Source organism: Pseudohaliea sp., from assembly GCF_040217025.1.
Classification (GTDB): Bacteria; Pseudomonadota; Gammaproteobacteria; order Pseudomonadales; family Halieaceae; genus Pseudohaliea.
Map to the genome: position 1 here is coordinate 158,379 of NZ_JAVJOA010000010.1, position 20,393 is coordinate 178,771.

Annotated in this window: 18 protein-coding genes, 1 pseudogene and 1 riboswitch; of the genes and pseudogenes, 6 read left to right on the forward strand and 13 right to left on the reverse strand. The window is 70.0% G+C overall.

The window, feature by feature from the left end; genetic code table 11:
• Nucleotides 1-3: 3 nt before the first annotated feature.
• The 9 genes from gspG to RKE50_RS12140 form a co-directional block, all read right to left on the reverse strand.
• Entirely contained in the window at nt 4-450 is a 447-nt protein-coding gene (gene gspG / locus RKE50_RS12100; protein ID WP_350036689.1) for a type II secretion system major pseudopilin GspG, read from the reverse strand.
• A gap of 4 nt (nt 451-454) precedes the next feature.
• The gene (gspF, locus tag RKE50_RS12105) at nt 455-1,693 is read right to left on the reverse strand and encodes a type II secretion system inner membrane protein GspF (RefSeq protein WP_350036690.1); all 1,239 of its coding nucleotides are present in this window, start codon (nt 1,691-1,693) and stop codon (nt 455-457) included.
• 7 nt (nt 1,694-1,700) lie between these two features.
• A complete protein-coding gene (gspE, locus tag RKE50_RS12110) occupies nt 1,701-3,236 on the reverse strand; it encodes a type II secretion system ATPase GspE (protein WP_350036691.1) in 1,536 nt (511 codons plus the stop codon).
• Nucleotides 3,223-5,250, reverse strand: coding sequence for a type II secretion system secretin GspD (gspD, locus tag RKE50_RS12115; protein WP_350036692.1), 2,028 nt, complete (start codon nt 5,248-5,250; stop codon nt 3,223-3,225). The genes gspE and gspD overlap by 14 nt, the downstream gene beginning before the upstream one ends.
• Complete coding sequence (gene gspC / locus RKE50_RS12120) at nt 5,250-6,326, reverse strand: type II secretion system protein GspC (RefSeq protein WP_350036693.1); 1,077 nt, start codon at nt 6,324-6,326, stop codon at nt 5,250-5,252. The genes gspD and gspC overlap by 1 nt, the downstream gene beginning before the upstream one ends.
• Nucleotides 6,327-6,516: 190 nt before the next feature.
• Nucleotides 6,517-7,704 carry a sulfate adenylyltransferase gene (gene sat, locus RKE50_RS12125; protein ID WP_350036694.1) on the reverse strand — a complete coding sequence of 396 codons (1,188 nt, stop codon included), beginning with the start codon at nt 7,702-7,704 and terminating at the stop codon, nt 6,517-6,519.
• A 49-nt stretch (nt 7,705-7,753) separates the two neighbouring features.
• Nucleotides 7,754-8,374, reverse strand: a complete 621-nt coding sequence (gene cysC, locus RKE50_RS12130; RefSeq protein WP_350036695.1) for an adenylyl-sulfate kinase — start codon at nt 8,372-8,374, stop codon at nt 7,754-7,756.
• A gap of 58 nt (nt 8,375-8,432) precedes the next feature.
• Complete coding sequence (locus tag RKE50_RS12135) at nt 8,433-8,609, reverse strand: hypothetical protein (RefSeq protein ID WP_350036696.1); 177 nt, start codon at nt 8,607-8,609, stop codon at nt 8,433-8,435.
• A 111-nt stretch (nt 8,610-8,720) separates the two neighbouring features.
• Nucleotides 8,721-9,818, reverse strand: coding sequence for a GGDEF domain-containing protein (locus tag RKE50_RS12140; protein ID WP_350036697.1), 1,098 nt, complete (start codon nt 9,816-9,818; stop codon nt 8,721-8,723).
• Between the two features lie 62 nt (nt 9,819-9,880).
• Nucleotides 9,881-9,981, forward strand: a riboswitch (TPP riboswitch).
• A 38-nt stretch (nt 9,982-10,019) separates the two neighbouring features.
• On the opposite strand from RKE50_RS12140, the gene RKE50_RS12145 reads away from it, so the two are divergent.
• From RKE50_RS12145 to RKE50_RS12175, 6 genes are all read left to right on the forward strand, one after another.
• Nucleotides 10,020-12,134, forward strand: a complete 2,115-nt coding sequence (locus tag RKE50_RS12145; protein WP_350036698.1) for a TonB-dependent receptor — start codon at nt 10,020-10,022, stop codon at nt 12,132-12,134.
• A gap of 265 nt (nt 12,135-12,399) precedes the next feature.
• Nucleotides 12,400-13,218 (forward strand): phosphotransferase, encoded by an 819-nt coding sequence (locus RKE50_RS12150; RefSeq protein ID WP_350036699.1) that lies wholly within the window; start codon nt 12,400-12,402, stop codon nt 13,216-13,218.
• The gene (locus RKE50_RS12155; protein WP_350036700.1) at nt 13,211-14,152 is read left to right on the forward strand and encodes a ketopantoate reductase family protein; all 942 of its coding nucleotides are present in this window, start codon (nt 13,211-13,213) and stop codon (nt 14,150-14,152) included. The genes RKE50_RS12150 and RKE50_RS12155 overlap by 8 nt, the downstream gene beginning before the upstream one ends.
• Before the next feature lie 340 nt (nt 14,153-14,492).
• The gene (locus tag RKE50_RS12165; RefSeq protein WP_350036702.1) at nt 14,493-14,678 is read left to right on the forward strand and encodes a hypothetical protein; all 186 of its coding nucleotides are present in this window, start codon (nt 14,493-14,495) and stop codon (nt 14,676-14,678) included.
• A gap of 6 nt (nt 14,679-14,684) precedes the next feature.
• Complete coding sequence (locus RKE50_RS12170) at nt 14,685-15,497, forward strand: hypothetical protein (protein WP_350036703.1); 813 nt, start codon at nt 14,685-14,687, stop codon at nt 15,495-15,497.
• Between the two features lie 56 nt (nt 15,498-15,553).
• Nucleotides 15,554-16,420 carry a transglutaminase family protein gene (locus RKE50_RS12175; protein WP_350036704.1) on the forward strand — a complete coding sequence of 289 codons (867 nt, stop codon included), beginning with the start codon at nt 15,554-15,556 and terminating at the stop codon, nt 16,418-16,420.
• A gap of 6 nt (nt 16,421-16,426) precedes the next feature.
• Here RKE50_RS12175 and RKE50_RS12180 read toward each other — a convergent pair whose 3' ends face one another.
• From RKE50_RS12180 to RKE50_RS12195, 4 genes and pseudogenes are all read right to left on the reverse strand, one after another.
• Nucleotides 16,427-17,713 (reverse strand): protein kinase domain-containing protein, encoded by a 1,287-nt coding sequence (locus RKE50_RS12180; RefSeq protein WP_350036705.1) that lies wholly within the window; start codon nt 17,711-17,713, stop codon nt 16,427-16,429.
• A gap of 397 nt (nt 17,714-18,110) precedes the next feature.
• Nucleotides 18,111-19,337: pseudogene (locus RKE50_RS12185) on the reverse strand (sigma-54-dependent transcriptional regulator); the annotation flags it as partial.
• 291 nt (nt 19,338-19,628) lie between these two features.
• Nucleotides 19,629-19,961, reverse strand: a complete 333-nt coding sequence (locus tag RKE50_RS12190) for a helix-turn-helix domain-containing protein (protein ID WP_350036706.1) — start codon at nt 19,959-19,961, stop codon at nt 19,629-19,631.
• A complete protein-coding gene (locus RKE50_RS12195) occupies nt 19,958-20,305 on the reverse strand; it encodes a hypothetical protein (protein WP_350036707.1) in 348 nt (115 codons plus the stop codon). Before RKE50_RS12195 ends, RKE50_RS12190 begins: the two co-directional genes overlap by 4 nt.
• Nucleotides 20,306-20,393 lie beyond the last annotated feature (88 nt).

Genomic DNA, 20,393 nt, shown 5'->3' on the forward strand with positions numbered 1-20,393 from the left:
GAACTACTCCTTGTCGCGCCAGTTACCGATATCCGCGTTCTGGCCCTCGCCCCCGGAGAGGCCGTCGGCGCCCAGGCTGTAGATATCCACCTCGCCGCGCTCGCCGGGGCTCAGGTATAGGTAGGGGCGGCCCCAGGGGTCGACGGGGACCTCGGCGAGGTAGCCGCCCTCCTTGAAGTTGCGCGGTTCCGGGTCGAGGGTGCTGGGTTCCACCAGCGCTTCCAGCCCCTGCTCCGTGGTCGGGTAGACGTAATTGTCGAGGCGGTAGATCTTCAGCGCCGTCTCGATGGCCTTGAAGTCGGCCTGGACTTTCTGCACCCGCGCCTCGTCGGCCCGGTTCAGCACCGTCGGTGCCACCACGCTGATGAGCAGGCCCATGATCACCAGCACCACCAGGATCTCCACGAGGGAGAAGCCTGCGCTCTGCGACCGTATCGTCTGTCGGTTCATGTCGTTACCTTACCATCGTGTTGAGATCAAAGATCGGCAGCAGGATCGCCAGGACGATCACCAGTACCAGGCCGCCCATGACCACCACCATCAGCGGCTCGAACAGGCCCATGGCCGTACCCAGGGTCATCTCCAGTTCCCGCTCCTGGTTGGCGGCGCTGCGCTCGAGCATGGTTTCGAGCTCACCGCTGGCCTCGCCGCTGGCGACCATGTGCACCATCATCGGCGGAAACAGCTCGCCGCGGCCGAGGGCCTTGCTCAGGCTCGCGCCCTCCTGCACCCGCTCGGCCACGCGCAGGCTCTCCTCGCGCAGCACGAGATTGGACAGCACCTGGCCGGCGATGCGCAGCGCCTCGAGCAGCGGCACGCCGCTCGCCATCAGGATACTCAGGGTCGAGGCGAAGCGGGCCGTGTCGACGGCGATCAGCAGCCGCGACAACCCCGGCACCCGGAGCAGCCAGCGGTGCCAGGCCCGGCGCCGCGCCGGGGCGCGCAGGAACCGGCGCAGCCCGACCGCGAGGCCGGCGAGCGCCAGGAACAGCCACAGGCCCCAGGCCTCCAGGAAATCGCTGGTGGCGATGAGCCCCCGGGTCAGGAGCGGCAGCTCCCGGTTGCTGTGCGCAAAGATGCCGATGAGCTCCGGCACCACGAAAACGAGCAGCGCGGTCACCACCGCCACCGCGACGGCGAGCAGGATCACCGGGTAGATCATCGCCATCTTCAGCTTCTGCGTCGTGTACTGGCGCTGCTCGGCGTAGTCCGCCAGCTGCGACAGCACGGGGCCGAGGAAGCCCGCGTGCTCGCCGGCGTTGACCATGGCCCGGTACATCTCGCTGAACACCTGCGGGAACTCGCCGAGCGCGTAGGCCAGGGTATGCCCCTCGGCCACCCGGGAACGGACCTGCAGCAGCAGCGCCTTGGTGCCCGCCTTGCGGCTCTGCTCGGCCGCCGCCTGCAGGCACTCGGCGAGCGGCAGATTTGACAGCACCAGGGTGGCGAGCTGGCGCGTCAGCAGCGACAGATCCGCCGGGCTGACCCGGGGCCCGCCCAGGCCCAGCCCCAGGCGCGCACGCAGGTGCGGGGCCTCGCCCCGGGACGGCGCACGGTTCGCGGCGCTGACCTCCACCGGCCGCAGGCTCTGCGTGCGCAGCTGCTGGCGGATGGCGCGCTCCGAGTCGCCCTCGAGCACGCCGCGCACGAGCTTGCCGGCGGGGTTGAGGGCGCGATAGCGGAAAGCGGGCACGGGCGCCTCAGGCCAGCGCGGTCACGCGCATGACTTCCTCGAGGCTGGTGTGCCCCGAGAGCACCCGCCGGCGCCCGTCGTCCTCGATGCTGGGGTACTGGCGACGCGCCTCGCGCAGCATCTCCTGCTCGCTGGCGCCCTCGTGGATCATGGCCCGCAGCTGGTCGCGCACCTCGATGAGCTCGTAGATGCCCATGCGCCCGCGGTAGCCGCTGTGGTTGCAGTGGTCGCAGCCCACCGGGCGGAACACGCTGCGGCCGCGGCAGTCATCGCCGCCGAGCAGCTCCGCCTCGCTGTCGCTGAGCACGTGCGGCGCCTTGCATTCCGGGCACAGCACCCGCACCAGGCGCTGCGCCATGACCCCGAGGAGGCTGGACGACAGCAGGAACGGCTCGATGCCCATGTCCTGGAGCCGGGTCACCGCGCCGATCGCCGTATTCGTGTGCAGCGTCGACAGTACCAGGTGCCCCGTGAGGGAGGCCTGCACGGCGATCTCCGCCGTCTCGAGGTCGCGGATCTCGCCGACCATGACCACATCGGGGTCCTGGCGCAGGATCGCGCGCAGGCCCCGGGCGAAGGTCATCTCCACCTTCGGGTTGACCTGGGTCTGGCCCACGCCCGGGAGCATGTATTCGATCGGGTCCTCGATGGTAAGGATATTGCGCTCGGTCTCGTTGATGGCGGCGAGGCCGGCGTAGAGCGTGGTGGTCTTGCCCGAGCCGGTGGGGCCGGTGACCAGGATGATGCCGTGGGGGCTGCGCAGGGCCCGGCGGAAGCCCGTGAAGACGGCCTCGGGCATGCCCAGCTGCGCCAGTTCCAGCTGCCCCGCCTGCTTGTCGAGGAGTCGCAGCACCACGCGCTCGCCGTAGGCCGAGGGAATCGTCGACATGCGGATATCCACGGCGTGGCCGGCGATGCGGATGGAGATGCGCCCGTCCTGGGGTACGCGCTTTTCCGCGATGTCCAGGCGCGCCATGACCTTGAGCCGGGATACGAGCAGGGGACCGAGCATGCGCTTCGGCGTCAGCACCTCGTTGAGTACGCCGTCGATACGGAAGCGCACGCTGAGGCGGTGCTCGAAGGTCTCGATATGGATGTCCGAGGCCTGCTCGCGCACCGCCTGCGACAGGATGGCGTTGATCAGGCGGATGATCGGCGCATCGTCCTCCGCCTCCATGAGGTCGCCGGCGTCGGGTATCTCCTCGGCGAGGCGACCGAGATCGACGTCCGCGCTGATGTCCTCGGCCATCTGCACGGCCTCGCTGTTGCGGCGCTGGTAGGCCTGGCTCAAGCGCTGCTGGAACAGCGTCTCTTCGATGGGCTGGAGACGGAAGGCACCGCCGATGACCCGGCGCAGCTCCACCAGCACATCGTAGGCCGGCGTGCCGAGGTGGTAGACCACCGGCTCGTCCCCGTCCTCGAGGAGCACCCGGTGATGCTGGGCGAAGGCGAAGGGCAGGCGCCGCGGTGCCCGCTCCGCCGTCGCCGCGCCCGGCGCGGTGCCCGCCTCGTCCGCTGCAGGCTCGAGCTCAGCGCTGTCCATCGCCCTCACCGTCCTGCTCCTCGCGGAGCTGCTCGAGCTGCCGGATCTGCGATTCCCACTCCGGCAGCACCGGGAAGTCGCCGTCGTCGAGGAACATGAGCCCCCGCTCCTGCCGCTCGAGCTGTCGCTCGCGGATCTGCTTGTACTTGAGCGCCGTGGCGCCCTCGAGCGCCGCGCCGTCGCGAATGATCGTGGGCCGGATGAAGATCAACAGGTTGGTCTTGGTGACGTTGATCGAGTCGTTGCGGAACAGCCGGCCGAGCAGCGGGATGTCGCCGAGGATCGGTACCTTCTGCTGGGCATCCTGCACGTCGTCCTTGATCAGGCCGCCGAGGACGACGATGCGCTGGTCCTCCGCCAGCACCTTGGTCTGCACCTTGCGCTCGTTGGTGATGAGGTCCGATGCCATGGCCTGTGCGCCGGTGAGACCGGTCAGGCTGGACACCTCCTGCTCGATGTCCAGCACCACCGCGTCGCCCTCGTTGATGTGCGGCTTCACCGACAGGGTGATCCCGACGTTCTCGCGCTCGATGGTCTGGAAGGGATTCTGCGCGCCGTTCGCCGTGCCCGTGTTGGTGAAGGACCCGGTGACGAAGGGCACGTTCTGGCCGACCGTGATGTAGGCCTCCTGGTTGTCGAGGGTGAGCAGCGACGGCGTGGAGAGGATGTTGGCGTTGGTGCGCTCGCGCAGGGCGTTGAGGATCACCGTCATGCTGAGGTCGTCGTCGACGACGCCCCAGCCCAGGGTCATGCCCGGGGACTGGGCCAGGGCCCCGGCAAGGGCGCCGACATCGAAGTCACCGGTATTTGCGAGCGGCTCCGCGTCCGGGTTGTCCGGGTTCAGGATGGCGTTGGCGATATTGCGGGCGCGGGCGTCGTCGGCATTGATGTTGCTGCCGAAGGCGCCGTCGTCGTTGGCGAAGAGCCACTGCAGGCCGAGGTCGGCGCCGTCGGTGATCTCCATCTCGACGATGATCGCCTCCACCAGCACCTGGGCGCGGCGGATATCGAGGCGGTGAATCACCGACTCCAGCGCCGCCATCTGGTTCGGGTCCGCGGTGATGATCAGGCTGTTGGTGCCCTCATCCGCCTCGATGGTGGCCTCGCTCGCGCGGCCGCTGCCCTTGCCGTCCGCGCTGTCGAGGCGGCTGATGTTCTGCATGACGCGGGTGAGCACCTCGGAAACCTCGGTGGCCTGGGCGTACTCGAGGTAAATGACCTTGACGTTGCCGGTCTGCTCGAGTGGCGTGTCGAGGTAGCCGATGAGGCGGCGTATGCGCGCCCGCTGGATCTCGTCGCCGTTCACCAGCACGCTGTTGGTGCGCTGGTCCGGTACCAGCAGCACCTCCGGCTCCGCCTCGCCGGCCTGCTGCTGCGAGGGGTCGTTGAGTTTCTGCAGCATGTCCACCACGTCGCCGGCATTCGCATACTTGAGGGCGACGACTTCCGTCTCCGCCGTCGCCGAGCGGTCCATGCGCTCGATGATGTCGACCATGCGGCTGATATTGGCCGCCGTGTCCGAGATGATGATGGCGTTGCTCGGCGCGTAGGCAGCCATGTGCGCCTGCTGCGGCACCAGGGGCCGGAGCACGGGAATCAGCTTGGCGGCGGAGATATTGTCGAGGCGGATGACCTGGGTGACGTACTCGTCGGACACGCGGCGGCTGTCGTCCTCCACCGGCAGCGACGCGGAGCGCGCGTCCTTGGACTGGATCACGCGGATCACCTCGCCGGAGCGCACGGCCGTGTAGCCGTGCACGTCGAGGATCGACAGGAACAGGTCGTAGAGCTCGGCGCGGCTCACCGGGCGCGACGATACGACCTTGACCTTGCCCTTCACCGCCGGGTCCACGACGATCGTCGTGCCGGTGACCTCCGACACGAACTTGATCAGCTCCTGGATGTCCGTCTCCTTCAGGTTGACGGTGAAATCCTGCGCCGCGGCGCCCGGGCTGCGGGCACAGCTCAGGCTGAGGGCGAGGAGCAGGGCGAGCAGGCGGGGCAGGCGTCGCATCAATCGGTGTCTCCGGCGGCGGCCAGCCGCACGCTGAGCGACAGCGCTTCGCCGTCGCGCGTCAGGTCGAAAACCGCCTCCCGGGCCTCGCGCATGGCCTGGTAGAGGCGGACCGTATTCGCCGGGTCCGTCAGCGAGAGCCCGTTCACTCCCGTGACGATATCCCCGGGCTCGAAGCCCAGGGCGGCGAAGTCCTCGCCGGCGCGGCCGGGGCTCACCCGGTAGCCGACGAGCTGGTCGCCCTGGCGCACGGCGGTGATACGCACCACGTCGGCCAGGGACTGCGGGTCATTGTACAGGCGCTCGCGGTACTGCGCGGCGAGATCCGTGGCCCCGGGGCCTGCGCTGACCGCCTCGGCGGCCGGCGCCTCGTCCGCTGCAGCCGGGGACGCCTGCTCTGCCGGCCCCGGCCGGGCACGGGTCTGCGCATCGCCCCCCGCCCCGGCAAGCTGGCCGTCGAGGGCGCTGTCTTCGAACAGGGTCAGCAGTTCATAGGTGCCGCCGTTGTCCAGCACCACCTGCCTCGGCATCACCTTGGCCAGCAGCACGCGCCGGCCGACCGGCAGCTCGTCGCCGACCGCGTAGACCGCCTCGGTGCCGCGGTGCTCGATCATGGCGAAGCCGAGGCCATCCTCGTCCGTGGCGACGATGCCGGTAAGCGTGAGGGCGAGGCGCGTCTCGCGGGCGCCGTCCTCGATGCCGGCCTTCGGTTTCGCGGTCGTCTGCTGCAGCGCCAGCTCGGCGAGGGCCTCCTCGCTCAGGGCGCCGGCCTCGCCGAACAGGTGCCAGCCGATGGCTGCCTCGATATCCACCGCGGGGCCGGCGGCCGGGGCGGCGGCGCGGCGGGCCGGGTTGACCAGCTGCTCAGCGGGGGGAATCGGGGTGTCGGGAGCGGGCAGGAAAGACCAGCCGAGGCGGGCCGCCGACAGGCAGGCCCAGGCCGCCAGGAGCACCAGGAGACCCGCCTGCAGGCGCCGCAGCCGCTCGGGTCGGGACCAGAACAGCACGAGGCCCTGGCCCCGCTGACCGGCACCGGCCAGGCCGGCCGCCAGGGTTTCCCGCCATGCTTGCGGCACGCATGTCCTCCGGACCTTCACCTGCGACACATCGGCCGCGAGCACGGCGATGCCTTCCGCAGGAAGCACCCGCGGGGGTGCCCATTGAATGGCAAAATTGTGACACTATTGTGAAAAGCGGGGCAACTACGACGCCCGGGGCAGCGCCCCGCGCGACGCGGCCCCGGCCGCCCGTTTCCGCCGCCGGCGGTCAGGAGACCGTCGAGCGGTAGTAGTCCATGAGGATCTGTGCCACTTCCGGGCGGGAAAACTCCGGCGGCGGCGCCACGCCGCGGCTGAGCATGTCGCGCACGGCGGTACCCGAGAGCAGCACGAAATCCTCCTTGGAGTGGTCCGGGGCGTCGCGCATCATGACTACCCGGTCGAGCTTCTTGCTGTAGGCCGTGTGGTCGGCGCGGTAGATCTCCAGCTCCAGCGCGCCCGCGGGCACCTCGTCATCGAAAATCTCCTGCGCATCGAAACCACCGTAGTAGTCGCCGACGCCGGCGTGGTCGCGGCCGACGATGAGGTGCGTGCAGCCGCAGTTCTGGCGGAACACGGCGTGCAGCACGGCCTCCCGCGGGCCCGCGTAGAGCATGTCGAAGCCGTAGCCGGTGATCATCACCGTGTTCTGGGGAAAGTACACCTCGACCATCTTGCGGATTGCCGCGTCGCGCACGTCTGCGGGGATATCGCCGGGCTTCAGCTTGCCGAGCAGCATGTGCACCAGGATGCCGTCTGCGCCGAGGTCCTGCATGGCCATGCGGCAGAGTTCCTCGTGGGCACGGTGCATGGGGTTGCGGGTCTGGAAGGCCACGACCTTCTCCCAGCCGCGCGCGGCGATCTCGTCGCGGATCTGCACCGCCGTGCGGAAGGTCTCGGGAAAGTCGGTCTCGAAGTAGGAGAAATTCAGCACCTGGATCGGGCCGGACAGCAGCCGGCGGCCGAGCGACGTGAACGTCGCCACGCCCGGGTGCTCCGGGTCGAGGGTGCGGAAGATCTTTGACGCCATGGCTTCCACCTGGTCGTCGGTCACCGGCTCCGCCGCGGTGACGTCCATCACCGCGAGTACCGGGTTGCCCTCGACGTTGGGGTCGCGCAGGGCGATGCGGGCGCCGGCTTCCACCGAGTCGTCATCGGTGAAGTTGACGATGGGCACGGGCCAGAACAGGCCGTCGCCGGTGCGCATGGACTCCGCGACGGACAGGGCGTCCGCGAGGTTCATGTAGCCCGGCAGCGGGTTGAAGTAGCCGGCCCCGAGCATCACGGCGTTGGCGGCGGCGGCGGAGTTGAGCAGCAGGCTCGGCAGCCCCTCGGCCTCCTCGGTGAGGGCGGCGCGCGCCGCGGGGTCGGCGACGTAGAGCGGGTTCAGTTCCTGGGAGCCATGGGGCTTGATCATGGTCGGTCTCCTTGCCGGGTGCAGGGTCGTGTGACGGGCCGGTTCGAGGTCAGGCGGCGGGAATGATGCCGCGCTCGCGCAGCAGCACGAGGATGGCGTCCACCTCCTCCTCCAGCGACTGCTGGTCGGAACGCAGGTGGAGCTCCGGGTTCGCCGGCGCCTCGTAGGGATCGTCGATGCCGGTGAAGTTCTTGATCTCGCCGGCCCGCGCCTTCTTGTACAGGCCCTTGGGGTCGCGGGCCTCGGCGGCCTCGAGGGAGCAGTCGACGAAGACCTCGATGAACGGCAGGCCCGCCTCTTCGTGCAGGGCGCGCACCTTGTCGCGGTCGGCGGCGTAGGGGCTGATGAAGGAACTCAGGGCGACGGCACCGCAGTCCACGAACAGCTTGGCGACCTCGCCGACGCGGCGGATGTTCTCGGCCCGGTCCTCGGCGCTGAAGCCGAGGTTGCGGTTGATGCCGAGGCGCACGTTGTCGCCGTCCAGGCGGTAGGCGAGCACACCCAGCTCGTGCAGCACGCCCTCGAGGGCCACCGCCACGGTGCTCTTGCCGCTGCCCGAGAGGCCGGTGAACCAGATCGTGGCGCCGCCGTGGCCCAGCAGCTCGCCGCGCTCGGCGCGGCCGATGTCGCCCTCGTGCCAGTGCACGTTGGTGGCTTTTTGTTCGGTCATGTTGGCAGGTCCTTGTCCGGGCCGGCTCCGGGCAACGGGGCCGGCATCGCGCGGGCCCTCAGGCCCAGTAGTAGTCAACGAGCGACAGCACCAGCAGGGCGCCCACCAGCGGCAGCAGCCAGCGCCGCAGCCGGGCCAGCTGGCCCGGGCTCGGCGGACGGGCGTAGCGCTCGCCCAGCGTCACGAGCAGGGCGAGGGCGGCAAACAGCAGCAGCAACACGAACAGCAGTTGCACGGCTCGGGAACCCTCCGGGGCCGGTCGTCGCGGCCCGGATGATAGCACGGCCGCCCGGCGGCCTCACGGCAGGCCCGCCAGCTGCCCCGGGGCAGCCAGGGGCAGGATCGCTCAGACCATCAGGGCACCAAGGCGGGCGATGGAGACGCGGTTGCCGCCGGCGAGCACGGACTGGGCAAGGGCGGTTTCCGCCTCGGCCTGCAGCAGTACGGACAGGCGCTCGAGGTTGTCCGCGGGGAGCGCGTCCGGCGTCCAGGTCACCACCCCGATGCTGAGCGTGGAATAGAGCGCGCCGCCGCGGCCGTCGTCGATGGCGAAATCCTCCACATCGCGACACATGCGCTCGGCGATGTCGTGGCCGTGGTGCTCGCTGCAGGACGGCAGCAGCACCGCGAACTTGTCTTCGGCGATCCGGGAGATGGAGTCGCTCTCGCGCAGGTCCGAGCTCAGCCGCTGCATCACGCGCTTCAGGGCGAAGCGGCAGGCCGCGTCGCCGTAGTGGCTGCAAAGGTCGGCCTGCTCGTCGAGGCTGAGAAACAGGAGGCTGATCGGCTGGGCGAAACGCCCGGCGCGGGCGAGCTCGCGGCCCAGGGCACGGCGGAAGCCGCGGTGGTTGCTGACGCCGGTGACCGGGTCCAGCAGCGTGAACTGGTCCGCCTGCTGGTGCTGGCGCACGCGCAAGAAGGCGGAGGAGACGGACTGGGTGAGGCTGCGCAGGAGCTCGTAGTCGGCGCGCTCCGCCTCCCAGCGCGGCGAGCTCAGGCCCCAGTGGTAGCTGCCCACGAGGTGCCCGGACTCGATCAGCGGCATCAGCACCGCGCCGCCGGACTTGTCGTCCCAGGCCAGGAGCCGGAACATGCGCTCGTCACCGAACTGCACCACCTCGACCTGCGGCAGGGCGACGTAGAGGCTCTCGAGGTCGAAGGGGTCGACGCCGAGCCGGAGGCAGCGCTGGCCGACGAGGCGGTCCGGAAGCAGCGCGGCGATGTCGCCGTCCGGGTCTGCGAGCTGGAGTTCCGCCGCGGGCAGGCCGAGGCGCTGCGGCAGGTCCACGGTCAGAAAATCGACCAGGAGGCCAAGGTCGAGCTTGCCCTGCAACCTGTGGTGGGCATAGAGCACCTGCTCCAGGAGATCGCGCTCGACGGACACCCGCTCTGTGCCGCTCTGCGCGACAGGCTGCTCGCCTTCCCCCGCCTTCGCATCTCCCACGCCGTTACCCTCGCTGTCCGTTGCCGCGAGTTTACACCGCCGTTCGCAGGGCCGTATACTCGGCGCCTGCCAAGGGGTGGCCCCGGCCTGAGACGCTCCCGCGAGCGAACCCTTCGAACCTGAACCGGACAATACCGGCGTAGGGATGGTGTCGTTGGCCCGCCGTGGCCGCCCTCCCCCGCCGCCCGAGGGAGGAGACCCATGAGGCACCCCGTCACCGCCACCCGTCCCGGCCTGTGGGCCCTGGCCTGCTTCGCCCTCGCCCCCATGACCGCAGCTGCGGCGCCGATCGAAGAGATCGTGGTCACCGCGGAGCTTCGCGAGACGCCGCTCCTCGACCAGAGCGCCAGTACCAGCGTGGTCGACCGCACCGCCATCCGCCAGCGCGCGGCCCGGCACCTCGAGGACGTGCTCAACCTCGCGCCCAACGTCAATTTCGCCGGCGGCAGTTCCCGCGCCCGCTTCTACCAGGTGCGCGGCATCGGCGAACGCTCCCAGTTCGTCGAGCCGCTGAACCCCTCCGTGGGCCTGCGCATCGACGGCGTCGACTTTTCCGGCCTGGGGACCGCCGCGCTGCTCTTCGACGTGGAACAGGTGGAGGTACTGCGCGGTCCCCAGGGCACGCTGCACGGCGCCAATGCCCTGGCCGGCCTGATCAACCTGCGCACGGCGGCCCCCGCGGCGGAAACCGGCGGCCGCGTGGAAGTGAGCGCCGCCGAGTACGACACGCGCACCCTCGGCGCCGCCCTTACCGGGCCCCTGACGGACACGCTGCGCTACAGACTGAGCCTCGGCCACAACGTGAGCGACGGCTACATGGACAATGCCTGGCTCGGCCGCGACGACACCAACGACCGCGACGAGCTGAGCGGCAGCGCCAAGCTGCGCTGGCTGCCGGACGCCCGCAACAGCGTGGACCTGCACCTCTTCGCCGTCGACGTGGACAACGGCTACGATGCCTTCTCCCTCGACAACACGCGGACCACGCTCTCGGACCAGCCCGGCCGCGACACCCTCGAAGCCGTCGCGGGCAGCCTGCAGTGGCACCGGGAAGGCGACGCGGTCGACCTCGAGACCTTCCTGAGCGCCGCCGACACGGACACGGCCTACGCTTACGACGAGGACTGGGCCTACGTCGGCATCGCCCCGGAGCTCGAGTACAGCTCCTTCGACGAGTACCGGCGCGACCGCGACAGCGTGAGCGCCGAGCTGCGCCTGTCCTCGCGGCAGCCGCTGGCGCTGTTCGGCCGCTCCACGGACTGGGTCGCGGGCGTCTACGGCCTGCGCGACGACGAGACCCTGCGCCGCCGCTACACCTACCTCGCCAGCGACTTCCACAGCCGCTTCGAGGCGCGCACCGCCGCGGCCTACGGCCAGCTCGACATCGCCCTCGGCGAGGCACTGACCCTGAGCACCGGGCTGCGGCTGGCCCACCGCGCCATGGACTACGGCGACAGCAACGGCGTGGACACGAGTCCCTCGGACGACCTCTGGGGCGGCAAGGTCGTGCTGGCCTGGGACCTCGCTGCCCGCGGCCTCGTCTACGCCAGCGTTTCCCGCGGCTATCGCGCCGGCGGCGTCAACGCCGGCGTGCTGGCGACGGACCCGGACTCCGTGGGTGACGGCGCAGCCGTGCTCGCGGCGAACACGAGCTTCGACCAGGAACTGCTCTGGAACTACGAGCTGGGCCACAAGGCGCTGCTCGCGGAGGGCCGCCTCTCGAGCCGCCTCGCGCTGTTCTGGATGGACCGGCGCGACCAGCAGGTGCGCGGCTCGCTGGTGCTGCCGCGGCCGGACGGCAGCACGGCCTTCATCGACTACACGGACAACGCCGCCTCCGGCACCAACCTCGGCCTCGAGTGGGAGCTCGACTGGCGGCCGACGGACAGCATCGCCCTCTTCGCCAGCATCGGCCTGCTCGACGCGACCTTCGACGACTACGTGAATGCCGCCGGCGATGACCTGGACGGCCGCGACCAGGCCCACGCGCCGAACTACCAGTACGCCGCCGGCATTACCTGGACCTCCCCCGGCGGCTGGTACCTGCGCGCCGAGGCCGAGGGCAAAGACGGCTTCTACTTCTCGGACCGGCACGCGGCCCGGGCCGGTGCCTACGACCTGTTCCACCTGCGCGGCGGCCTGCGCACGGCACACTGGGACGCGTCACTGTGGGTGCGCAACCTCGGCGACGAGGACTACGCGATCCGCGGCTTCGGCAGTTTCGGCAACGACCCGCGCAAGGGCTACGCCGTCGAGCCCTACTACCAGTACGGCGAACCGCGCCTCCTCGGCGCGAGCCTCGCCTACCGCTTCTAGTGTCCTGTCCCGCTAATTCGTTGCATTTCAGCTTGCCAGCCCGGTCTCCTGGCAAGGCGCGTCTTGCCGCCAAGGGCCGTCGCCCTTGGCAAAAGGCGCAACGCGGCCAGGGGGCCGGGCTGGCAAGCCCGAAGGGAGCCTACAGAAATCACTGCAGCTGCGTTGCGATCCTTGGCAATACACTCGGTATTCCCTGCGGATCGCGCCTTGCTGCAGTGATTTCTGTAGGCTCTGAAATTCAACGAATTAGCGGGACAGGACACTAGTGTCACCGCGCCTCGCCGCGGCGCTTGCGACCTGCGGGGCCTGGGCAATCGATCCGCGGCCCGCCGGGGAGCCCCGGGTGCTGCGGCCGCTCCCCGGCGGCGAGAGCAACGAAAGCTGGCTCCTGGCCTGGGGTGACACGCGGCTGGTGCTGCGCCTCGACGGCCTCGACCCGGCCACACCGGGGCTGGACCGGGCCGAGGAAGTGACGCTGCAGGGGGCGGCGGCGGCGGTGGGACTTGCACCGCAGCCGCGCTTCGGCGGTGCGGACTTCCTGGTCAGCGACTATGTCGGCGACGATCCCGCCGAAGACGGCGCGGGCCCGGACCCGGCAGATGCCGTCGCCCGTGCCCGGCTCCTGCGCGCCATCCACGCGCTGCAGGTGCCGGCGCGGCGCCTGGCGCCGGCCGCCTACCTCGCGGCCTGCGAGGCGCGTGCCGGCGCCGTTCCCCCGGCGCTGCCGGCCCTGGCCCGGGTACACTGCGCCGCGCTCGCGGCCCCGGGTGACGCACCGGTGCTCTGCCACAACGACCTCACGGCCGCGAACTGCCTGCGCCACCGCGGCCGGCTGCTGGCCATCGACTGGGAGTACGCGGCGCTCGGCAGCCGCTGGCTCGACCTGGCCCGCGCGGCCGGGGACAGCGCCGCCGCGGTCGCGGCCTACCTGCAGCGTACCCCGACGCGCGCGGAGCGGAGTGCACTGGCGGCCGCGCGCGCGCTGCTGCCCTACCTCGACGCCCTCTGGTATGCACTGCACGGCCGCGCCGGAACGGTAGACTGGCCGGCCGTGACCCGCGCCCTGGAGACCGCCGATGACTGACGACACCGCTACGCCCTGGCACATCCTGGGCGCCGGGGCCATGGGCACGCTCTTCGCCCACCGGCTCGAGGCCGCGGGCGTACCGGTGGTGCTCGTCGCCCGGGAGGCAGGCACCATGCTCGTGCACACGCTGCGCAGCGCGAACGGGGACAGCGAGCGGGAATTCGCCGTGGAGGGCCCGGCCTCGCCGGGCACCGTGCGCCGGCTGCTGGTCACGGTGAAGGCGCCGTCGGTTACCGCAGCGGTCGCGGCCCTGGGCCCGCGGCTCGCGGCCGATGCGGTCGTGGTGGTGCTGGCCAACGGTCGCGGCTACCGCGAGGCGCTGGCGCCCTGCCTGGGCGGCCGGCCCCTGTACCGCGGGGTGACCAGCGAGGGCGCCTGGCGGGAGAGCGCGAGCGTCACTGTGCATGCCGGCGAGGGCCGGACAAGCATCGGCAACCCGGCCGGCGAACCCCTGCCCCCGCGCTGGTTCACCGCCGGTCCGGGCCGCCTGCCACGGGTCGGCTGGGACGCCGCCATCGAGCAGGCGCTGTGGGAAAAGCTGGCCGTGAACTGCGTCATCAACGGCATCACGGCGCTGCACGGCTGTCGCAACGGGGCCCTGCTGACGGACCCGGCCGCGCGCCGGGACTGCGAGGCGCTGTTGCTGGAGACCGTCGCCGCGCTGCGCGCCCTGGGCCGGCCGCAGCTGGCCGCCGCGCTGCCGGGCACCGTGGCCGCCGTGCTCCGCGCCACTGCCGCCAACCGCTCTTCCATGCTCGCCGACCGGCTCGCCGGCCGGGAAACGGAAATCGACTACATCAACGGCTTTCTCGTCGCCCGCTGCGCGGCCCAGGGCGGCCGGCTGCCGCACCACACCGCACTCCTCGAGCGGGTCCGCGCCCTGCAGCCCACGCTCGCGAGCGGCGCGGCCGGCGGCAGTCACCCGGCCTGAGGGACCGGCGCGACGGCCGGGTCGGGAAGATTCAGCTGGACTGGCGTACCGATTCACTGTAGCTTGAATCCATGAGCGCAGGCTCTTTGTGTACTTGCTCCCTTTGCTGCCAATCGATCCGGCACGCAGTCTTGAAGCCTCCGGCTGAAGTCTCCAGGTAAAGAGTAACGATCGACCTGCCTCGCGCACTTCGCAGCGCGTCCCCTGGCGCGCGCTTCCACCGACCACGGAAGTTCACACCGTACGTCAACAATATCCTGAGGGCTTCGGGATCCCGGTCGGGTCCCGGAGCCCCCTGACAGCGCGCGGGCAGACAGCGTCCGCGTGTTCAGTGACACAGATGGGGCTGCCGATGGCCAGGACAAACTACTCGTTCGAAAAACGTCAAAGAGAGCTCGCCAAGAAAAAGAAGCGGGAAGACAAGCTTCAGCAGCGATCGGAACAACGCCGGGAGAAGTCGCAGCAGGACGAATCCCGGACCGGTGAAGAAGATCAGCCGGACGGGGACGCTTCCGGTCATTCATGAAAGCCCATGAGCCGGCAGGGCTGTTCGCGGGTGACGTTCAGCAACAGCAACGAAGTGCCAGATTCCTGGGTCACCAGTTCGGCGCTTCACCACAGTGCTCGCTTGTCGAGCCAGGAGTTTCCCATGTTTGCTATGAGCCTTTCGCACGACCGGTCGATACGGATTGGTCTGTGCACCACACTCGCCCTGCTTTCCGCACCGCTGTTCGCCCAGGATACCGGGCGGGAGCTACCCGAACACGCAGAACCTGACCGCTATGGCAGGGGGTGGACGTGCAGCACCGGCTATCGGAAAGCAGAGGACCGCTGCGAAAGTATTGAAATGCCGGCCAACGCGTACCTGACCGACGCGGCCTACGGCACGGGCTGGCGATGTGAACGGGGTTACCTGGAGTCGGGTGGTGAATGCCTTGCCGTCGAAGTCCCACCACATGGCTACCTCACCGAGCGCGCCTTCAAGCCGGGATGGGCGTGTGAGCGAGGGTACCGGGCCTCGGCGTCCAGGTGCGTCGCGATCAACGTGCCGGAAAACGGTTACCTCACCGACAGCGAATACGGCGATGGCTGGGAGTGCGACCGCGGTTACCGGGCAGATGACGATCATTGCGTTGCCATCGACGTTCCCGCCCATGCCTATCTGACCAACAGCGTGTACGGCACAGGCTGGAAGTGTGAGCGCGGCTACACGGCCGTCGCCGGCGCCTGTGCTTCCATCGATCTACCCGCCCATGCCTACCTGAAGGATTCCGGTGATGACTGGCTGTGCGCCCGCAATTACGCGCGGTTGCATGACCGCTGCGTCGTTGCCGGCAAGCGATGAGCACCCCCTCCCGGTGAGGAGACCGGCAACGGTGCCGGTTCCCGGCAGGTAGCTACATGGAACAGCTGTCCATTCATCATCGAACGAGCTACCACTACCACGACAGGGTACGCTTCGGACCGCACCGCTTGATGCTGCGCCCGCGCGAGAACCGCAAGCTGCGACTGCTCGCGCACGACGTCAGCTGCACACCTGCGGCGCAGCTGACCTGGGCGCACGATGTACAGGACAATACGGTCGCCACCGCTGCCTTTCCCGACGCGTCGGACACCCTGACGATAGAGAGCACGGCCGAACTCACGCTGGACGTCGATCAGTGGCCGGTGTTCGACATCGCCGCCTCAGCGGCAAGCTATCCGTTTCTGCTGACCCAGGAGGAAATGACTGACCTTGGCGCGCTGCGGCTGCAGAGCTATCTCGATTCGTCGGGCCAGCTCCTCGCCTGGGCCAGGAGCTTTGTCGACGGAAGTGGCTGCGACACGCTCACCCTGCTGAAGAACATTGCCGCCGCTGCGGCCGCCGGGATGACCTACGGGGTTCGCGACGACGAACATACCCAGACGCCGGTGCAGACACTCTCGTGTCGCAGCGGGTCCTGTCGCGATTTCGCGGTGCTCTTCGTCGATGCGGTCCGGAGCCTGGGCTTCGGTGCCCGTGTCGTCTCCGGCTACCTCTATGACCCGCACGAAGCGGCGACGGGTTCGTCGGGGGCAGGCTCGACCCATGCCTGGGCCGACGTCTACGTGCCCGGTGCCGGCTGGATCACTTTCGACCCCACCAACCAGACCGTCGGCGGCCACAATCTCATCCCGGTCGCGATCGCGCGTAATATCGGCCAGACCATGCCGGTGACCGGCAGTTACGTCGGTGACGAACGCGCTTTCTCGCACATGCAGGTGGACGTGAGCGTCAGCTGCAAGTAGCCCTCGCTAGTCCGGTAGCAGCGGGTGTGCGGCGAGACGCTGCACCGCCAGGCGCCAGTGGCCGATGCCCGCATCCGGGAACAGGGCCTCGTGACTCGCGGCGCCGTCCAGGCCGAGCAGGCAGAGCGTTTGCCGGCACTCGAGGGACAGGCGCAGGCGCGCCTGCGGGCGGCAGTGCAGCTGGCGGCCGTCGCCCGTGAGCAGCCAGCGACCGCCGGGCACCTGCTCGCCGGTGAGCTCCAGGGCGCCCCGTGCCCGCAGCGCCGCCGCGAACTCGGCCTGCAGCCAGTCGCGGCTGATAACGGCCTCGAGGTCTGTACCGGGCTGGATGCTGACCCGCGGCGGCGCGAGGGCGAGGCACGGCGGCCCCTCAGCCAGCCGCCAGCCCAGGCCGGCAAGGAGGACTGCCACGACCGCAACCGAGGCGACCCGGATCGCCGGACGCTGCAGCCAGCGGGCGACCGCCTCGCGCCGCGCCCGCCGCCGGGAGGCGGCGCCGAGGGCCGCGGGCAGGGGCGGCGGTTCCGCCGGCGCGGGCTGTTGAAAGGCATCGGCCAGCTCCCGCGCCACCGAGTGACCCGCCACCCCCAGTTCCCGCGCCAGCGCCCGGAGCTGTCGCCGCACGGCGCCGGCGGCCGCCGGTCTTGCCGCCGGATCCGCTGCCAGCAGCGCAGCGATCAGGCCGCTGAGCGCCGGCGGTAGCGGCGGCCCCAGGGGCGGGAATTCACTGCGCAGGATGCGCGCCTCCGCCCCCTCGCCCGCGAACGGGTCGAACCCGCTCAGCAGCCGGTAGAGCAGGCGCCCGAGGGCGAAGAGATCGGAGCGGGCATCCAGGCCCTCGCCGCGCAGGTGCTCGGGCGTCCACGCGGCGGGGCTCACCGCCGCCGGTTTTTCCGCCACGGCCACGGCCACGCCGAAGTCGGTGAGCAGCGCGCGGCCATCCCCGCCGATGAGTACGTTTCCCGCCTTCAGGTCGCCGTGAACGATGCCCTGCCGGTGCGCGGCAGCCAGCGCAGCCGCCACGTCCGCCGCGAGCGAGAGCGCGGTCGCGGGCGACAGGCGGCGCCCGCTGAGCGCAGCCTCGAGGTCGCAGCCCGGCACGTACTGCAGGACCAGCAACAGCTCCCGGCCCGCGGCGAGCAGGTCGAAGACCCGCGGCACCCGCGGATGGTCAATGGCCGCGCAGCGGCGCGCCTCCTGCAGCGCCCGGCGCCGGACGAGCCGCGCCGCTGGCAGCCGGTGATGCTTCAGGGCGACGTGGCGCCGGAGCCGGGGGTCGAAGGCGAGGAGCACGGTGCCCTCGCCGCCCCTGCCGAGCGCCCGGATAACCCGGTAGGGACCGACGCGGGCCACGGGCCTCAGGCGTCTTCCGCGACCCGCTCCCCGGCAACGCGCAGCCGGGCGCGGAGGCCCGCGTGGGAGAACAGAGCGTCCGCGCCGCGGCAGCGACGTCGCCGCCGGCTTCTTCGAGCGCCGCCTTGAGTTCGTCGCGGGGGATGTCGCCGGCGAGGCGGCAGCCGGGCATCTCGCGCACCCGTCGGTACACGGCGCCCCGGGACATGTTCAGGACCCGGGCTACCCGGGCCACCTCGTAATCGTTGGCCGCCCAGGCCTCGACGAAGTCCGCCTCGGAGACGGCGTCGCGCGGTTCCTCGACGACCTCACCCGCCGGCGGCGGCGCAACGAGGCGCCGGGCCAATGCTGCCGGCAGGGAGAGGTCATCGGGGCAGGCGACCGCCAGTTCCCGGCACACGTTCGCGAGTTCACGGATGTTCCCCGGCCAGTGACAGGCGAGCAGCGCATCGAAGAGCTCCGCGCAGCGGATGCAGTGACAAGGATCCCGCGAGCAGCGCTCCCAGGGCGCCGGTCGGCCGGCGGTCTCGAAGGCCAGGGCAAGGTAATGGCGGGCGAGGAGGCCGATATCCTCCCGGTGTGACGCCAGCGGGCGCAGGCGGATCTCCAGCGCGGCAAGGCGGTGGCGCAGCGCCCGGCTGAAGCTCGCCCCCTCTCCGTCGATCGGCGCATCGGTCGCCGACACCACGCGCAGATCGATCTCGCGGATCGGCCCGCCGACCACCTGGATCTCGCGCTGCTCGAGGGCGCGCAGGAGCTGCGGTTGCAGGGAAGCCGGCGCATCGCCGATCTCGTCGAGGAACAGCGTGCCGCCGGCGGCCCGCTCGAAATAGCCGCGCCGGTCCCGCTCCGCCCCGGTGAAAGCGCCGCGGGCCGCACCGAAAAGCTGGGCGGCGGCAAGCTCGGCGGGGATGGCCGCCACGTTTACGCTGACCAGCGGACCCGCCCGCCGCGGGCCGGCCTCATGCAGCGCCCGGGCGAGCAGTTCCTTGCCGGTGCCGGTCGGACCCGAGAGCAGCACGTCACCCTCGCTCTGCGCCACGCGCAGCACCTGGCGCCGCAGGGCGCGCAGGTAACCGCTGTCGCCGAGGAGCCCGTCCACGGCGGGCGCCGGCGGCTCCTCCGCCTCGGCCTTCGGGACCAGGCGCAGGAGAAGCAGCACACCGCTGCCGAGGAGCACGCGCAGACCGCGGCGCATCGCGGCGCCGTCGACCTGCAGGCTGGCGAAGAGCTCTTCCCCGTGGACGCGGCAGCGGCTGCTGCCCCGCGGCCGCTCCAGCAGCCAGCGGTCACCACTGCCGCGCACCGTCAGCGCGTGCCGACTGGTGTAACGGTCCTCGAGACCGAGGACCGGGCCGCCGCCGGTGCCCTCGAAGCCGGGCTCGCTGCGCCCCAGCTGCAGGCACACACCGCTCTCGCGCACGGGCTGACAGGCCCGCGCACCGATGCGCTCGATGTCAGGGTGGAAAATGACGGTGAGCAGCAGGCACGCGTCGCTGCCACCCCGTGCGGGCGCGGCCGCGGGCGGCAGGGGGAGCGTGTCCTCGTCACCGGTTGTGGTCATGGGCGGTGCCCACTGGCAAGCACGTCTGCCAAAAGTTAGCAAAGGGAGCGTGGCCGCGCTGTGACGGCGGTCACATTTGGCGAAACCGGCTGGGGTACAACTCGACGTCGACTTGCCGGTGCGATGGCGCCGACTGTAAATCTGGCCGGTACGCCAATCCCCTAAGCCAGGGAATCGTCGACATACCCCGGAACCCCCCCTGGGCAACCCCTTATACGAACGCGGAGCTGGAGACAGCCAGTCTGGCTTGCCGTTGTTGCTGGCTGTGGCCCTTCGCTCAATCCCGTAACTTCATGCAGCCCGGTTGCCCAACTCGCTGAGTTTCTCCAGCGTATCGGGAAACTTCCTCACCATCAGAATCAATGCCGCTGCCTGGGCGTTGGGCCGCGCCCGTCCTTGCTCCCAGTTTTCGAGGGTACGCATCGATACGCGGAGGCGGCGGGCAAACACGGCCCGGGAGACGTGCATACGTTCGCGCGTGTCGCGGATGAGATCCGCGTCGACTTCGAGTGGGGGTAGATCCTCGATCTCATGCGAACGCAGGGTGATTTTTCCCTCGCGTTGTTGCTGCATGGCGTCGACGCCGTCTATCAATTCATCGAACAACTTGCGCTCTTGCTTCATGATCTTCGTCTCCTGGCCTCCAACTCGGCTTGGATAGCCTTCCTCAATAGCTTCTTCTCGTCTGCTGTCAGGTCGGCGGCTTCATCCTTGCCATAGAGCGTGAAGAACCAAAGCTGGTGATCGGTCGACAGGTAGTAGTAGATCACCCTCAGTCCGCCTCGCTTGCCTTTGCCGCGACGAGTGTCTTCCCAACGGACCTTGCGAAACCCGCCGGTGCCGGACATCAGATCACCCAGTTCCGGATTCTCCATCAACGCGTGCTGCAATTCCCGGTAGCTCTCGTCGGTCAGATACCCCCGGAGGAGGCGCGTGAACAAGGGAGTCTCCAGGAACACCAGTTTCATTCAAAGAGTGTACGCAGGTTGCGTACATTTTCAAGTCGAGGGTTCCGCGCTGTGGTAGCCCATCGCGCTCTAGCCGCGCCGGCATTCA

Coding starts and splice junctions, on each gene's coding strand:
- gspG (WP_350036689.1), bottom strand. CDS start 450: ATGAACCGACAGACGATACGGTCGCAGAGCGCAGGCTTCTCCCTCGTG.
- gspE (WP_350036691.1), bottom strand. CDS start 3,236: ATGGACAGCGCTGAGCTCGAGCCTGCAGCGGACGAGGCGGGCACCGCG.
- gspD (WP_350036692.1), bottom strand. CDS start 5,250: ATGCGACGCCTGCCCCGCCTGCTCGCCCTGCTCCTCGCCCTCAGCCTG.
- sat (WP_350036694.1), bottom strand. CDS start 7,704: ATGATCAAGCCCCATGGCTCCCAGGAACTGAACCCGCTCTACGTCGCC.
- cysC (WP_350036695.1), bottom strand. CDS start 8,374: ATGACCGAACAAAAAGCCACCAACGTGCACTGGCACGAGGGCGACATC.
- RKE50_RS12145 (WP_350036698.1), top strand. CDS start 10,020: ATGAGGCACCCCGTCACCGCCACCCGTCCCGGCCTGTGGGCCCTGGCC.
- RKE50_RS12155 (WP_350036700.1), top strand. CDS start 13,211: ATGACTGACGACACCGCTACGCCCTGGCACATCCTGGGCGCCGGGGCC.
- RKE50_RS12165 (WP_350036702.1), top strand. CDS start 14,493: ATGGGGCTGCCGATGGCCAGGACAAACTACTCGTTCGAAAAACGTCAA.
- RKE50_RS12170 (WP_350036703.1), top strand. CDS start 14,685: ATGAGCCGGCAGGGCTGTTCGCGGGTGACGTTCAGCAACAGCAACGAA.
- RKE50_RS12175 (WP_350036704.1), top strand. CDS start 15,554: ATGGAACAGCTGTCCATTCATCATCGAACGAGCTACCACTACCACGAC.
- RKE50_RS12190 (WP_350036706.1), bottom strand. CDS start 19,961: ATGAAGCAAGAGCGCAAGTTGTTCGATGAATTGATAGACGGCGTCGAC.
- RKE50_RS12195 (WP_350036707.1), bottom strand. CDS start 20,305: ATGAAACTGGTGTTCCTGGAGACTCCCTTGTTCACGCGCCTCCTCCGG.